Raw genomic sequence first — 13,919 nt, 5'->3', positions numbered from 1 at the left:
CGTTCCAACAAATCTTTTTGATCCAGTAGTCGCCCACTCATTTTGGGCAACTTCTATCCGAGAAAACATTGCGTTAGAAGTATGTCTGTCCGTCTTTTCCAGATAAAAGTCAGCTGAAAGAGGGCTGATACTTAACAAAACGGCAGTTAGGACGACCACAAGCGCTCTCAAAAAAACTCAGTCCTTTCTTTTCAATGGTCATTGTTCTTATCTGCACTTCATGATAGCACCGAAACGCGAATTATTTTTCGCGTTTTTTTGTTTTTAAAATAAAAAATTAGGTATTCGCTTTTTTGGGTTAAATGGTATACCTGAGATGGAATAAAAATAATAAAAGAAAGGACAGGATTTACAATGAAGAAAACATCATTAGTTGCAGGTTTCGTTTTAGGTGTAGGCGTTTTGTTTACTCTAGGTGCATGCTCAACAGTGGAAGAATCAGGGGAAGTGGTCTCTGGGTCTGGAACGGAAACGTTGATCAGCGATTCGTCAGATGAAGTAGTTGTGGGAAGTGAAAAATTGAGTGATGACGGGTATTTTGAAGAAATCGTAACTAAGGGAATCGATCCGAAAATCAAAGACGTCGTTTGGTATGAAACGAATTATGAAAATGCTGGTTGGGATCACATTCGCTTTTTAGTGAATCATGTAAAAATCGTGAATGTAGAAGAATTCAAAGACAAAGACAAAGAATACAAAACATTGCTCTCACTGAAATATCAATTGTTTAATGAAGATTCGAAAGACAAAAAAATCAAACCTGACAAAGCCTATTTGGTGTTGAATGATGGCAAAAAAGTAGAAGCGGAAGTGTTTGTGGACTACTTAGATGATGAGATTTTGACCCATGACAAACATAAAGATGGCTTTATTCATTTTAAAGTGGCGCAAGAACAAAGTTTGCCAGCGATCAAAGCGGTCGAAATCGAATTTAAAGCAGATGGAGATTTGACACATACGTACCATATTGATCTATCTTCCGCTGCTGAAAAATAGTATCTAACGATAGGAGGTAAAAAAAATGGATACTAGCAAGAAAAAACTATCATTGTTGAGTTTTTTTGCAATAACTGCTTCAATGGTGATGACGGTATATGAGTATCCAACCTTTGCGACATCGAAGATGAATTTAGTTTTTTATTTACTCGTCGGCGGTTTCCTCTGGTTTATCCCTGTAGCCCTTTGCTCTGCGGAGATGGCTACTGTAAAGGGATGGGAAAAAGGGGGACTCTATACCTGGGTCTCAAAAACATTAGGGAGAAAATGGGGCTTTGCTGCCATTTTCTTCCAATGGTTCCAAATCACGGTAGGCTTTATTACGATGATTTACTTTATTGTCGGGGCGCTTTCCTATGCCCTAAATTGGCCGGCTCTTAATACGAATGTTTGGCTGAAGCTGATTGCCACTTTAGTGATCTTTTGGCTGATCACGATCTCGCAATTTGGCGGAACAAAAAATACTGCGAAGATTGCCAAAGTAGGGTTCTTTGTGGGGATCGTCGCAACAGGGATCATTCTTTTTATCTTAGGAATTGTCTACATTGCTCAAGGGAATCCCGTCAAAGTTTCTTTTGGATCAGGCGCTTGGATTCCTGATTTCACGAAAATCAATACGCTGGTCGTTTTTGTTTCCTTTATTTTAGCCTATGCAGGGGTTGAATCTTCTGCCAGTCACGTAAAAGATATGGACAATCCTGGAAAGAATTACCCGAAAGCTATTTTGATTTTAGTTGTAGCAACGATTCTTTTGGATACGTTAGGTGGGGCAACGGTGGCTGCCACGATTCCCCAAAATCAATTGTCTCTTGATACTGGCGTGATTCAAGCCTATTCTTATTTGATCCATCATTTTGGCGGCGGAGAATGGCTGGTTCGTTTGATTGCCGTGGTCATCTGTTTAGGTGTCATTGCAGAAATTGCTGCTTGGGTGGTCGGCCCATCGACTGCGATGCTTGAAGCAGCTGAAAATGGCTTGCTGCCAAAACAAATGGCCAAAGTCAATCAACACAATGTCCCAATCAATATCGTTTTGGTACAAGGCATCATTGTTTCCATTTGGGCGGTTGTCTTGACATTAGGCGGTGGAGGCGCCAATCTATCCTTCTTCGTTGCGATGGCGTTGACGGTCTGCATCTATCTGGTGGCTTATGTCCTCTTGTTTCTTTCCTATATTAAATTAGTCAAAGAAAAAGACGACTTAACAAGAACGTATCATATTCCTGGTGGGAAAAATGTGAAAATTGGTGTTGCGATGGTTGGTTTGCTTGTTTCTATTTTTTCTTTCTTTATTTCCTTCTTTCCACCGAGCGATATCGGCACCGGAAAGGGCGGAACCTATTTAGCCATCTTGATCATCAGTTGGCTGATTATTGTCGTGATACCGTTTGTCATCTATAAATATGTAGGTGAAAAAGCAAGCGATAAAAAATAAAAAGCACAACCTATGAGGAGGAGAGCTGCATGTTATTTAGTAAAAAAAATCGAAAAGAAGCCCAATATTTGGAGCCTATCTATGGGAATGAGGCAATGGATCAAGCGATCCCTATGTACAAATTACCAAAAGAGTCCTTGGTACCGCGGGATGCCTATGAATTAGTCAAAGATCAATTGATCGATGAAGGGGTCTCAAGACAAAATTTGGCGACGTTCTGTCAAACCTACATGGAACCAGAAGCAGTCAAAATTATGAGTGAAACCCTTGATAAAAACGCCATCGATAAAACCGAGTACCCACGGACAGCAGAAATTGAAAACCGCTGTGTCAATATGATCGCTGATTTATGGCATGCCCCAGAAGCGTCCGATTTTATCGGTACATCAACGGTAGGCTCAAGTGAAGCGTGTATGTTAGGTGGATTGGCCTTAAAATTTGCTTGGCGCAATCGGGCAAAAAAACTTGGCTTAGATATCAATAAACAAAAACCAAACTTAGTGATTTCTTCTGCCTATCAAGTCGTTTGGGAAAAATTCTGTGTCTACTGGGACATTGAAATGCGAACGATCCCTATCGATGAAGAACATGGCAGCATTAATGTTGAAAAGGTCACGGACTATTTAGATGAATATACGATCGGGGTCGTTGGTATTTTAGGAATCACTTACACTGGACGATACGATGATATCAAAGCACTAGACAAGAAATTAGAGGAATACAACAAACACACCGACTACAAAGTCTACATCCACGTGGATGCGGCTAGTGGGGGATTGTACACGCCATTTATGGAACCAGAACTTGAATGGGATTTCCGTTTGAAAAACGTTCGTTCCATCAGTACGTCTGGACATAAATATGGGTTAGTCTACCCTGGTATCGGTTGGGTGCTTTGGAAAGAAAAAGATTTCTTACCAGAAGAGTTGGTCTTTAAAGTAAGTTATCTTGGCGGTGAAATGCCAACGATGGCCATCAACTTTTCAAGAAGCGCCAGCCAAATCATCGGACAATATTACACCTTTATCCGCAATGGGTTTGAAGGCTACCGCTTGATCCACAAAAAGACCAGCGATGTTGCCCAATATTTAGCAAAAGAGATTGAAAACATGGGTTACTTCGATATTTATAATGATGGTTCACGGTTGCCGATCGTCTGCTACAAATTAAAAGAAGATGCCGATATTTCTTGGAATCTGTATGATTTGACGGATGAATTTGCGATGAAAGGCTGGCAAGTCCCTACCTATCCATTACCTGATAATCTATCACATATCAATATCCAACGCTTTGTTTGCCGGGCAGATTTAAGTATGCAAATGGCAATGGATCTGGTGCAAGACATGAAAGAAGGAATCGAGCGCTTGAACAAGCGACCAAGCCGTCATGTTTCATCCGATCAAACCTATGGCTTTTCACATTAAGAAACGGTATCGCTAGAAACCCTTTCATTGTTTTTTTCAATGAATAAAAAGTCCCTTTATGAAACTTTTTTTGCAAGACTGAATGAACATTGGTTTATAGAAAAATCAAAGGCGGTTGCATCGACTGCCTTTGATTTTTTTTGTTTATAAGAACGGGTAAGCACTTGATAGTGTCATTTTTTAAGAGTAAGTAAAAAAATGGCGCTTGATAATTTCATTTATTGACATTTCTGGCTTGTGATAGTATTAATTATTATGGTCTAAATATATTTTTTTAGAGAAGCATGTTTTACATATGCAAAAAGAAAATCCGAGAACATTGTCGCGAGAAAATTCTGAGGAAAGTTCGTCTGGCAGGGCGCATTTTTGTTCGTTCGTTTTGGTTTATTTGGGGAGTAAGTGAAGGAAAAGTATGTGTAGAAAGGGCATGTTTTTACTGCATTTGTTTGTTTCATAGGAAATGTACTGCTATCTTTTTCTGTAAATTGGTTGTAACTATTCGAAAAGAATAAGGATTTACACAGGAGGAAAAACAGTCATGTATAAAGAAGACTTACTGGATAAAGACTTGAAATTGGAGTATATCTTGCTCAAATTCTTGTATTTATCGACTGGTCATATCAAAAAAAGTGATGCTTGTCGGGAATTAGATATTACGATGCCAACCTTGACGAAACTATCAGAAAATCTTCAGCAACAACTAAAAAATGAGAAGGTCTCTTTTGCAATCAACCGTTATACCCTTGATCTGCAAGTAAACGACAGCGTCTCATTGGATGATTTGACCGACACGTTATTGAAAAAATCTGTAAAATATCAAATCATCCATTATTTGTTTCAACATGCAGGCTATGATGCTTTCGTATTAGCTGATGAATTAAAAATAAGCGTCGGGACACTGAATCGTGTGATTGCAGAGTGCAATCAGCTGCTGCAGCATTTTGAATTAAAGATAAAGAACAAAAAGCTAGCGGGAACGATGACGCAACGCATTTATTTTTACTATAATTTTTTAAAAATGGGGGAAACAGCGATCGACTCTGTCTTGATCGATGACCTAGTGGCGGAGCTAGCGAAAAAAATAACCCTCTCGATTGCGCAACAAAAGCAGTTGAAGATCTGGCTATTTGTGATCATGAAAAAAGTCACGCCTCACACAACCTTGGGAAGCTTAAGTCCGGAGGAACAAATCAAAATCAATCGCTGCCAAGAAATGCCGATTTGTCGCTTTATTCGACAAGCCTATGTGTCGAAAAAAAGCATCTGTTCAGTAGACGAAGCCAAGATCGTCCCCTTCTTTATCTGTCTTTTTCTCGTTACGGTAGGAGGAATTCCTTACGAGGAGCTTCGCTTAGGGCTGTATACCAATAAAAATCCTGTCTTTGAGATTACCGATGAAGTCATGGCAGCGATCCAGTCCATTTATTGTCTTGAAGCCTCGCATACGACGATCGATATTAAAGCCAGTGTCTTCTCCTTGATCGCACAAGTCTATTACTTTCATGGGGTAAATTACTCCATTGACAGAGTCACCTTGAATTATTACCACAAGCTGTTTCACAATTCCTTGCGAGATCAAGTGATTACAGACATCCTGCAACACATCATTGCACCAACCAACTTGTTTACGCCCACGAAACTCAACTACCTCAAGAAACGTCTGGTCTTTTTAATCTATCTGTTATCACCGAAAGAGGAATATCGGGTACGGATCGGGGTCTTAAATATGGGCTCTAGTCTTTTGGCAGATGCTTCCATTTACTTGTTAAAAAATGAACTAAAAGGGAAACAAAATGTGACTATTTCTCCTTATAACAATGAGGAAGAATACGATTTGCTGATTTCAAACGCCCGTGTCCCTCAACTTGGCAACAATTATGGTCAATTTTATCAAGTGACTGCCATCGGTGCCGATTTAGATGTCAATCAGGTTTCTGCGATCGTCGATCAAATTGCTTACTCTAAGTACCATTCTTTTGTGGTGTGAGCCATTACTTGTTAGTTAAAAAGCAGTGAGTCAACGGATAGGTGATTCGCTGCTTTTTCAATTATCTGCAAAGGATGAGAAGGAAAAGGAGCTTGAATTGCTCTTATCATGGATGACGGAATGAAAACAGGGATCAGTCAAGCAGCTTTCTGCTAGATAAATGTGCCCAGTATCCTTGTATAACGTATCGCAACAGAGCAGAAGACATCAAGCGTGAAAATAATAGAAGGGATTCAAAATGCTGATTTTGGAAGGATGTAAAAAAAGACCCACATAGAGATGTGGGTCTGGCATCGTTAGTTCTGATTTTCTAATCTCTCTAGAATCTTTTTGGGAATTGCGTCTTTTTCAACGCCATTCGGGCCTTTTATTGTACGCTTTTCACTGATCACCGCTTTTACATAAGAATTTGGTGTTAAGGGTTTTGCGTTATCTTCTGATAATGAAACCTCAAGGGTTTGGGTGCTGCCATCTTCTTTTACAAAGTCTAATGTGTAATCGTAAGAATACCAGGGAGACTGGTCGCCGATGCCGCTCTTACTTTCGTGTTGGACCTTAGGCGGAATCTCAGACGGGACATACGCGTAAGCTGTTTGTCCTGAGTAGGTGGATTGATAATATTCATAGCCTTTGTATCCGACAAACCCTAAAAGTACGACTAAGATGAATCCGATTATTTTTTTCATATAAACCATCCTTATCCTCAAATATGGAGCTATTATAACAGAATGGTTCTATAGATGACCTTTCATCAGACGAACAGTTTTGCAAGGAGAAACGTTACTAGCCAGTCGTGAAAAAGCAGGGAACGCCGCTAGTAAAGGGTTCAATCTATAAATTGTCAGGGGATTGTTGCTTAGAGCGACTAGAAATAAGAGGGGAAGTAGACAACAAGACCTTAATTAAAAAACACAGCATGGAAAATGCTTCTTTTATGTATGCCCAGCAACAGACAGCTTGATGAGACGTGCCGTTTGTTTTTTCACTATAGAAAGGCGAAAGAGGGCGCACCAGTTTCATAAAAAACCAGCAAAGACGCTCCGTAAGAGACCGTCTTTGCTGGTTTTTTTCTACCGAAAATGCTTGAGAGCAGTCCATGGCAGCTTTTTATGGTTCGATTTTACTATACAAATCGAGGGCTCTTTTCCTGGCTTCGTTATGGTCGACTATAGGCAACGGATAGTCGGTGCCTAAAACTATTTGTAGGTCGGCTTGTTCTTGGTTAGTCATCAGGTAAGGTTCGTGGACGAATTTTAGTGGCAACTGGGCGAGTTCGGGAACAAATTGTTTGATGAACGTCCCATCTTTGTCGAATTTTTTCCCCTGAGTGATGGGGTTGAAAATTCGAAAGTAAGGAACTGCATCGGTGCCGGTCGAAGCTGCCCACTGCCAGCCGCCGATATTGCTGGCAGCGTCGTAGTCGATCAATTGTCGAGCAAAATAGGCTTCTCCTTGCCGCCAATCGATCAGTAAATCTTTGGTTAGAAAGGAAGCGACGATCATCCGTAGACGGTTATGCATCCAACCGGTCTGATTCAGCTGCCGCATCGCGGCATCAATGATCGGATAGCCGGTTTGTCCTGCTTGCCATTTGTTTAGCGCCTCTTCATCTTTTTGCCAATCCATGTTTCGATATTTCTCAATGAGTTCATAGTTTTTTTGTTCTGGATGAGTGAAGTAGATCATATGATAAAAATCTCGCCAAGCCAGTTCTTTTAAAAAGGTCGCTTTGCCAGTGCTGGATGGCATTTCTTGGCAAGCGGCCCAAACCTTCCGAATAGAGATTTGTCCAAAAGACAAGAAAGGGGATAGACGACTGGTTCCTTTGATTGAAGGGATATCACGGTCTTTTTCATAGGCAGCCAAACGCTTTTGCACAAATGCCTGCAATTGCTTATGCGCATAGTCTTCCCCAACGATCGTTGAGAAATCAGTCTTTCTATTTTTTATCAGCTCAGCTAGCAGCATTGTCCCTGCTTTGAAGTGAGGGGCATCATTAAAATGAGCGGCTTTTTCAAAATCAAGGGCATGCTTTTGATACACCGGTTTGGGCAACTGGATCCATTTCTTATAATAGGGCGTAAATTTTTTGTAGTATGTCCCATCCTCTTTGGTGACTTCCGTTGGTTGATGCAGATGATGGTCTTCAAAAGAATGAACGGTGATGCCTTTTTGCTCGACCAATTCTGTTATGTAGAGATCGCGTTTACGACCATATCCACGGTTATCAAAGTTGAAGTAAAGCTGGCTCCATTCTGGATAGCAAGCGAACAACTGATCAAAGGCTTCTGTCAAAGTCCCCGTCAAGAGGTGGATCGTCAGATTTTGCTTTTTGGCAGCCTCGATAAAGTGAGCAACCGCGCTAAAAAAGTAATCATGGCTTGGTGCATCGGGGAGAAACTGCTTGTCATTGAGATGAAACACACACAACAATTGGTCGTTTGCTTGAAGAGACGCAAGCGCCTCAGTAAGTGCCGTGTTGTCCTCTAAGCGTAGATCCTTTCTAAACCACATCACATGAATTGCCATACAAACCTCCTTGATAGTATAACCGTGCAAAAAAACGATCGGATTTCGTTTATAGTAAAGGAAAGATGGGATTTATTCAAATTTGGCGATTGCAACAGCTAACCAGAAATCTTTGCAAGCGTCCGTGATTATAGAAAGCATATGGAACAAGAAGATGCGTCGCTTTTCAATAGCCGATCTTGTAAACAAAAAAAATCGAACACAGAACAAGAGTCTGCGTTCGATTCTAGCAATCAACAAAATTATTTTATTTTCCGTTCATCTGGCACGATGTCTGCTTTTAACAACCAGATGTGGAAGAACCATTCTGCCGCACCGATCAATACTGCTGGGATCAATACTAACATCCAGATGTCATTTGTATAGTCCATATAAGTCAGATACAGCCATAGGATAAGGGCTGCTGCGCCGGCATCTGCGATCGTTGCCGCAATGTTACCGATCTTCCGCAAAATGACCAAATCGCCTAGCACATAGATCATCACCACAATGATCACACCGACGATCGTCGAGTCCATAAAACTGACATCGTAAATTCCTGACAACACAATCCACAAAATCGCCCAAATCATTAGTGCTTTGACAACCAACGCTTTTAGATGTTTCATTTCATACACTCCTTTTTATTATTTATTCCAAAAGCAAGAAGGTCATCTTAGAGATAACCTTCTATTTCAAGGCTATCATCTGACATTTTTTTGTGTCAAAAATAATGATTGGAATGGTTTTTTATGCTATTTTAAGCATAATTACTTGACGAATGGTCGTGAATAGTTTAAACATTTTAAGGAATAAGTAGTGGGATTAATTTGTGAAACGAAAGAAGAATAGAGGGGTTTTTGTAAGGAGATAAAGTATCGGTACAGTATTTATTGGAGTCAAACAATTTAACAAGGAAATTTAAATGAAGCGACCCGCAAAAGTCAGGTTTTGATCTGCTTTTCGAGGGTCGCTTTATGCCTTCTTCTTATTTATTTTCTTCTAACAGCTCGAAAATAATTGAGCCCGGTTCCTGCAAATACTACGAAACTAGCCAATAGGAACAAAAATCCTAGGGGGATTAGATAGAAATTTTCATGTAAAATGCCGGATTGATCGATGTATTCCACGGAGCTAGCTTTGATGAAGAAGCAGGCAAAGCCGAAAAGTAGTAAAAATGTTCCGATCAAGGTAGTGATCAAATTGAGTTTGGCGCGTCGGGTCTCGCTGCCGTCTTTGATTAGTTTTTCAGTGATCTTGTTCACTTGAGTTCCTCCTAAAATCAATTCATCAAGCGAGAGTTGAAAAATCGTGGCGATGGCAATCAGCATTTCTAAATCTGGTAGATTGCGATTGTTTTCCCAGTTCGAAACGGCTTGTCTCGTCACGTGTAGTTGAGTGGCAAATTGTTCTTGGGTCAAGTTATTTCTTGTGCGTACTTCTTTGATTTTTTCGCCAAATTCCATCTTTTCTTCCTTTCGCTGATGTGACTTAAGCATAGTCGAACCCCGCGTTGGTTCCAAGAAAGCAGGGCTTGCTGCTTGATAAATCAAGGGAAAGTGGTGCTTGCGTCGCTTTTTTGTCCGCTCTTGGTTAGGGCGGGAGCCAATCATCTTTAATAATCAAAGCGATCAGCTGCTAAGTAAACGATTTGATGTGTGTTATTTTTACAATATATCTTTTCTTTTATTATAGCATTGTGATCGAGGGGAGGGAAATGTGTGATTCAGGCCTTTCGCTGCTTGATCGGTAGCTGTCCGGCAGCTGTCGAGAGTATCGAGTGGGGGATAGCGCAACAGCAAGTTTCTTTTCTTAAAGAAATTCACTTAGTTGACAAATCGTAAAACATCTTGTTTAATATACCCCGAGGGGTATACGAAAGGAGCAAGAAATGTTTTCACTATTTAAACGCATACCAAGTATGTCAACAGCAGATTTACAAAAAGAAGGAGCCAAAGAATGGACGGTTCTGGATGTACGCACGCCGGCGGAGTACCGCAGCGGGCACATTGCCTATGCGAAAAATGTACCGTTAAATAAGATTGCGGGCTTCACTCAAAAAGGCGACAAGAAGCTGGCAGTCATTTGCCAATCGGGGATGCGAAGCAAACAAGCAGCCAAAATCCTAAGTAAAAAAGGTTTTGATGTGGTCAACGTTCGTGGCGGCATGAATCAATGGCGCGGAACAACCAAAGGAGGAAAGTAATGATGGAAAAAATAGTTATTGTCGGTGGGGTAGCAGGGGGAATGTCGGCAGCCACGCGCTTACGTCGGCTTAAAGAAGCAGCGGAGATCATTGTTTTTGAAAAAGGTCCTTTTGTCTCTTTTGCGAATTGTGGGCTGCCGTATGCTATTTCTGGTGAGATCAAAGAGCGAGATGCCCTATTGGTCCAAACACCTGAGGCATTAAAAAAACGGTTTAACCTAGATGTGCGGCCTTTTCATGAGGTACTGGCGATCGATCCGCAGGAGAAAACGGTCACGGTCAAATATGGCGAACAGGTCTTCACGGAATCTTATGATGCGTTGATTTTATCGCCGGGGGCAAAACCGCTAGTACCAGCGATCAAAGGGCTAGAAGAAGCAACCAACGCCTTTTCTTTGCGCAATGTTCCTGACTTAGACCAAATTATGGCGCATCTTGAAGACAAAAAGCCTCAAAAAGCGACGATCATTGGCGCTGGGTTTATTGGTTTAGAAGTCGCTGAAAATTTACATAAAAAAGGCCTCGAAGTAACGATCGTAGAAAAAGCACCCCACGTATTGCCACCTTTGGACGAAGAAATGGCTGCGTATGTCAAAAATGAATTGATCAAGCAAGGGGTCAAAGTTTTGACCTCGCAGTCAGCGACCGCTTTTGAAAAAGCAGGGCAAGAAATCGTTCTGGAAGATGGCACGATCCTGGCTTCAGATGTCACGATTCTTTCGGTTGGTGTCCAACCAGAAACGGATTTGGCGAAACGTGCTGGTATCCAATTAGGACACCGGGGGGGTATCCTAGTAGATGAGCAATACCAAACCAGCAAGAAAGATATTTACGCGGTGGGTGATGCCATCGTTGTGAAACAACAAATCACCCACGAAGACACGCTGATCTCCCTGGCGTCACCAGCCAATCGCCAAGGTCGGCAAGTTGCTGATGTATTGGGAGGACTGGCTCGCAAAAACAAAGGCGGTATCGGGACGGCGATCGTGCGCGTATTCGATATTGCGGCAGCGTCCACAGGGTTAAGTGAGCGCAGCGCCAAACTGGCGGGGCTAAATCCTCAGGTGGTTCATCTTTCAGGCAAAGACCATGCTGGGTATTATCCTGATGCGACGGATATTTATTTGAAGCTGATTTTTGATGCTGACACTGGAAAAATCTACGGTGCGCAAGGCATCGGAACCAAAGGGGTCGATAAACGGATCGATATTTTGGCAACAGCGATCAAAGGCGACTTAACGATCTTTGACTTGCCTGAACTGGAATTCACCTATGCACCGCCTTTTGGCTCAGCCAAAGATCCAGTGAATATGATTGGCTATGCAGCGATCAATCTGGCGGAAGGAATCAGTGAGAATATTCAGTGGCACGAATTGACGGATGCCTTAGAAAACGGTAAGCAGTTGTTGGATGTTCGTTCAGAGATGGAATTAGCCAATAATGGACGTTTTCAACAGGCGCTCCACATTCCGTTAGATGAATTGAGGGATCGGTTGTCTGAATTGGATCCAAGCGTTTCGTATGTCGTTACGTGTCATAGCGGATTGAGAAGCTACATTGCCGAACGCATCTTAAAACAAGCGGGCATCAATTGTCAAAACCTCGATGGTGCCTTTTCGTTGTATAATACTATTAAGCCGGAGATGATTATTCATGATTAAAGCCATATCTATGGACGAATTTACCCAAAAAGAAAAACGTGAACCGCTTGAGATCCTTGATGTCAGAGAAGTTGATGAGTTTGCACAAGGGCACATCAAAACAGCACAAAACCTACCGTTGAGCGAGCTTACGGAACAAATCAGCGACTTAGAGAAGGATAAAAACTACTATGTCATCTGTCATTCAGGGGCTCGTTCGCAAATGGCGTCTGAGTTTTTGAGCCAGCAAGGGTTTCAAGTGACCAATGTCCTCGGCGGCATGTCAGCATGGAGAGGAGAAATCAAACGATGACCGCATGCAACAAAGATATTTTGAATCGGTTAAAACGAACCGAAGGCCAGTTGCGGGGGATTCAAAAAATGATCGAAGACGAGAAAGAATGCGTCGATGTCATCACGCAATTGTCCGCCGTCAGTTCCAGTGTTAACCGTATTATGGGGATCATTGTCGCTGAGAATTTGAAAAATTGTTTGGAAAATCCAGACAGCGACACGGAAACCCAAAAGCAGAAAATCGATCAAGCCGTTCAGCTGATCGTGAAGAAATAACGGAATTTTTGAAAGGTTTGTCGCGTTTTTTCATTTGAAAGAGTTTATTGTCAACCAGTTTGAAGATTCGAAGCTGACCGCAAAAGAAGGGAAATACCTATTTTGCGGTTTTTTGTACATTAAAAAAATGATTGCGTTTTCTTTTTTTGGATGCTATGATTAATTTAAGAAATAAATAATGATTTTTTTTATGTGTATGTGACTGTACGGCAGGCAAGGCATAATAAAATCAATTTTGCGAGGATTCGCAGATTTGATTTTATTATGCCTTTTTTTACGCTTAGAAAGGAGGAAGGAGAAGAATACATGTATTTGATTAAGAAGGTTTTGAATGTAAACGTTATTATTGTTGAGAAAGACAACAAAGATGTTATTGCTTTTGGCAAGGGTATCGGTTATCGGCAAAAGAAAGGTCAATTGATTTCGGAAGAGAAAATCTCTAAATTCTATCTTCCGATTGAAGATAATCGAATGGAGTCCTTGATTACGTTTATGAACAATGTACCTGTAAAGTATATCGAGCTAGCGTATGAAGTCATTCAAGAAGCGGAGAAATATCTAGATACGGAGTTATCTGCTAATACACTCTTTTCACTGACTGATCATATTTATTTTACTGTCGAGAGGATCAGAGACAATGTCATTATGACTTCTTCAATGTATTGGGAGTTCAAACGATTTTATCCTGAAGAATTTCAGGCTGCTCAAAAAGGTGTTGCCATTATTGAAAAAGCACTTGGTATTTCTTTGAACGAACAAGAAGCAGCGAACATTACTTTCCATATCATTAACGGTAATAGTCGCTCAGCAATTCATGCTAATGCTATCCAAATCACAAAAATCGTGACAAATATTTTAAAGTCTGTACAAATGTTGGTGAAGAAAAAATTGGATAGCCACAGTCTGCACTATGAGCGTCTGGTTACACATGCCAAATTTTTTGCAGAACGCTATTTAACGAACACGATGTTAAACAATGATGCAGTTTTAATAAAGACAGTCTCTACGCTGTATCAAGAACCGATGGCCTATAGTCAGCGAATAAAACGGACTTTAGAAGAAATCTATGAGAAACCAATCACTGAAGAAGAAATTGCATATTTAGCTATTCATATTAATAGACTATTACTATCACAAAACGAGGAGTGAACCA

At 41.0% G+C, this 13,919-nt stretch carries 14 protein-coding genes; 10 read left to right on the top strand and 4 right to left on the bottom strand.

What is annotated here, in order from left to right; all coding sequences use genetic code 11:
- The first annotated feature begins 354 nt into the window (after positions 1-354).
- The 4 genes from A5878_RS16070 (at position 355) to A5878_RS16055 (ending at position 5,842) form a co-directional block, all read left to right on the top strand.
- Positions 355-996 carry a hypothetical protein gene (locus A5878_RS16070; protein ID WP_005230557.1) on the top strand — a complete coding sequence of 214 codons (642 nt, stop codon included), beginning with the start codon at positions 355-357 and terminating at the stop codon, positions 994-996.
- A 25-nt stretch (positions 997-1,021) separates the two neighbouring features.
- Positions 1,022-2,431, top strand: coding sequence for an amino acid permease (locus tag A5878_RS16065; RefSeq protein WP_005230559.1), 1,410 nt, complete (start codon positions 1,022-1,024; stop codon positions 2,429-2,431).
- Between the two features lie 29 nt (positions 2,432-2,460).
- On the top strand, positions 2,461-3,855 hold the full coding sequence (locus tag A5878_RS16060) for a glutamate decarboxylase (RefSeq protein ID WP_005233215.1): 1,395 nt from the start codon (positions 2,461-2,463) through the stop codon (positions 3,853-3,855).
- A 538-nt stretch (positions 3,856-4,393) separates the two neighbouring features.
- Positions 4,394-5,842 (top strand): helix-turn-helix domain-containing protein, encoded by a 1,449-nt coding sequence (locus A5878_RS16055; protein WP_005230563.1) that lies wholly within the window; start codon positions 4,394-4,396, stop codon positions 5,840-5,842.
- A 296-nt stretch (positions 5,843-6,138) separates the two neighbouring features.
- On the opposite strand, the gene A5878_RS16050 is transcribed toward A5878_RS16055, so the two are convergent.
- The 4 genes from A5878_RS16050 to A5878_RS16035 all read right to left on the bottom strand — a co-directional run bounded on the left by A5878_RS16050 (position 6,139) and on the right by A5878_RS16035 (position 9,816).
- Positions 6,139-6,528, bottom strand: coding sequence for a YxeA family protein (locus tag A5878_RS16050; RefSeq protein ID WP_005230565.1), 390 nt, complete (start codon positions 6,526-6,528; stop codon positions 6,139-6,141).
- 421 nt (positions 6,529-6,949) lie between these two features.
- Positions 6,950-8,371 carry a deoxyribodipyrimidine photo-lyase gene (locus A5878_RS16045; protein ID WP_034869476.1) on the bottom strand — a complete coding sequence of 474 codons (1,422 nt, stop codon included), beginning with the start codon at positions 8,369-8,371 and terminating at the stop codon, positions 6,950-6,952.
- A 242-nt stretch (positions 8,372-8,613) separates the two neighbouring features.
- Positions 8,614-8,979, bottom strand: coding sequence for a DUF2512 family protein (locus A5878_RS16040; protein ID WP_005230569.1), 366 nt, complete (start codon positions 8,977-8,979; stop codon positions 8,614-8,616).
- Positions 8,980-9,342: 363 nt separating this feature from the next.
- Positions 9,343-9,816 carry a DUF3955 domain-containing protein gene (locus tag A5878_RS16035; RefSeq protein WP_050759621.1) on the bottom strand — a complete coding sequence of 158 codons (474 nt, stop codon included), beginning with the start codon at positions 9,814-9,816 and terminating at the stop codon, positions 9,343-9,345.
- Between the two features lie 255 nt (positions 9,817-10,071).
- On the opposite strand from A5878_RS16035, the gene A5878_RS17735 reads away from it, so the two are divergent.
- The 6 genes from A5878_RS17735 (at position 10,072) to A5878_RS16010 (ending at position 13,915) form a co-directional block, all read left to right on the top strand.
- Positions 10,072-10,194 (top strand): hypothetical protein, encoded by a 123-nt coding sequence (locus tag A5878_RS17735; protein ID WP_255209316.1) that lies wholly within the window; start codon positions 10,072-10,074, stop codon positions 10,192-10,194.
- 47 nt (positions 10,195-10,241) lie between these two features.
- On the top strand, positions 10,242-10,556 hold the full coding sequence (locus A5878_RS16030) for a rhodanese-like domain-containing protein (RefSeq protein WP_005230579.1): 315 nt from the start codon (positions 10,242-10,244) through the stop codon (positions 10,554-10,556).
- Between the two features lie 2 nt (positions 10,557-10,558).
- On the top strand, positions 10,559-12,217 hold the full coding sequence (locus A5878_RS16025; RefSeq protein WP_005230581.1) for an FAD-dependent oxidoreductase: 1,659 nt from the start codon (positions 10,559-10,561) through the stop codon (positions 12,215-12,217).
- On the top strand, positions 12,210-12,509 hold the full coding sequence (locus tag A5878_RS16020) for a rhodanese-like domain-containing protein (RefSeq protein WP_060791880.1): 300 nt from the start codon (positions 12,210-12,212) through the stop codon (positions 12,507-12,509). The genes A5878_RS16025 and A5878_RS16020 overlap by 8 nt, the downstream gene beginning before the upstream one ends.
- Complete coding sequence (locus A5878_RS16015; protein ID WP_005230585.1) at positions 12,506-12,766, top strand: metal-sensitive transcriptional regulator; 261 nt, start codon at positions 12,506-12,508, stop codon at positions 12,764-12,766. The genes A5878_RS16020 and A5878_RS16015 overlap by 4 nt, the downstream gene beginning before the upstream one ends.
- Positions 12,767-13,072: 306 nt before the next feature.
- Positions 13,073-13,915, top strand: a complete 843-nt coding sequence (locus tag A5878_RS16010; RefSeq protein WP_005230588.1) for a PRD domain-containing protein — start codon at positions 13,073-13,075, stop codon at positions 13,913-13,915.
- Positions 13,916-13,919: the final 4 nt, after the last annotated feature.

Origin of the sequence: Enterococcus sp. 3G6_DIV0642 (assembly GCF_002140635.1) — a bacterium.
In the GTDB taxonomy this organism is placed as follows: domain Bacteria; phylum Bacillota; class Bacilli; order Lactobacillales; family Enterococcaceae; genus Enterococcus_D; species Enterococcus_D casseliflavus.
The sequence above is the reverse complement of the archived record's forward strand: the minus strand, read 5'-3'. Positions and strand labels throughout refer to the sequence as shown.

Excerpts from the sequence above, each read along its gene's own strand:
- A5878_RS16070 (WP_005230557.1), top strand. The coding sequence starts at position 355 with ATGAAGAAAACATCATTAGTTGCAGGTTTCGTTTTAGGTGTAGGCGTT.
- A5878_RS16065 (WP_005230559.1), top strand. The coding sequence starts at position 1,022 with ATGGATACTAGCAAGAAAAAACTATCATTGTTGAGTTTTTTTGCAATA.
- A5878_RS16060 (WP_005233215.1), top strand. The coding sequence starts at position 2,461 with ATGTTATTTAGTAAAAAAAATCGAAAAGAAGCCCAATATTTGGAGCCT.
- A5878_RS16055 (WP_005230563.1), top strand. The coding sequence starts at position 4,394 with ATGTATAAAGAAGACTTACTGGATAAAGACTTGAAATTGGAGTATATC.
- A5878_RS16050 (WP_005230565.1), bottom strand. The coding sequence starts at position 6,528 with ATGAAAAAAATAATCGGATTCATCTTAGTCGTACTTTTAGGGTTTGTC.
- A5878_RS16045 (WP_034869476.1), bottom strand. The coding sequence starts at position 8,371 with ATGGCAATTCATGTGATGTGGTTTAGAAAGGATCTACGCTTAGAGGAC.
- A5878_RS16040 (WP_005230569.1), bottom strand. The coding sequence starts at position 8,979 with ATGAAACATCTAAAAGCGTTGGTTGTCAAAGCACTAATGATTTGGGCG.
- A5878_RS16035 (WP_050759621.1), bottom strand. The coding sequence starts at position 9,816 with ATGGAATTTGGCGAAAAAATCAAAGAAGTACGCACAAGAAATAACTTG.
- A5878_RS16030 (WP_005230579.1), top strand. The coding sequence starts at position 10,242 with ATGTTTTCACTATTTAAACGCATACCAAGTATGTCAACAGCAGATTTA.
- A5878_RS16025 (WP_005230581.1), top strand. The coding sequence starts at position 10,559 with ATGGAAAAAATAGTTATTGTCGGTGGGGTAGCAGGGGGAATGTCGGCA.
- A5878_RS16020 (WP_060791880.1), top strand. The coding sequence starts at position 12,210 with ATGATTAAAGCCATATCTATGGACGAATTTACCCAAAAAGAAAAACGT.
- A5878_RS16015 (WP_005230585.1), top strand. The coding sequence starts at position 12,506 with ATGACCGCATGCAACAAAGATATTTTGAATCGGTTAAAACGAACCGAA.
- A5878_RS16010 (WP_005230588.1), top strand. The coding sequence starts at position 13,073 with ATGTATTTGATTAAGAAGGTTTTGAATGTAAACGTTATTATTGTTGAG.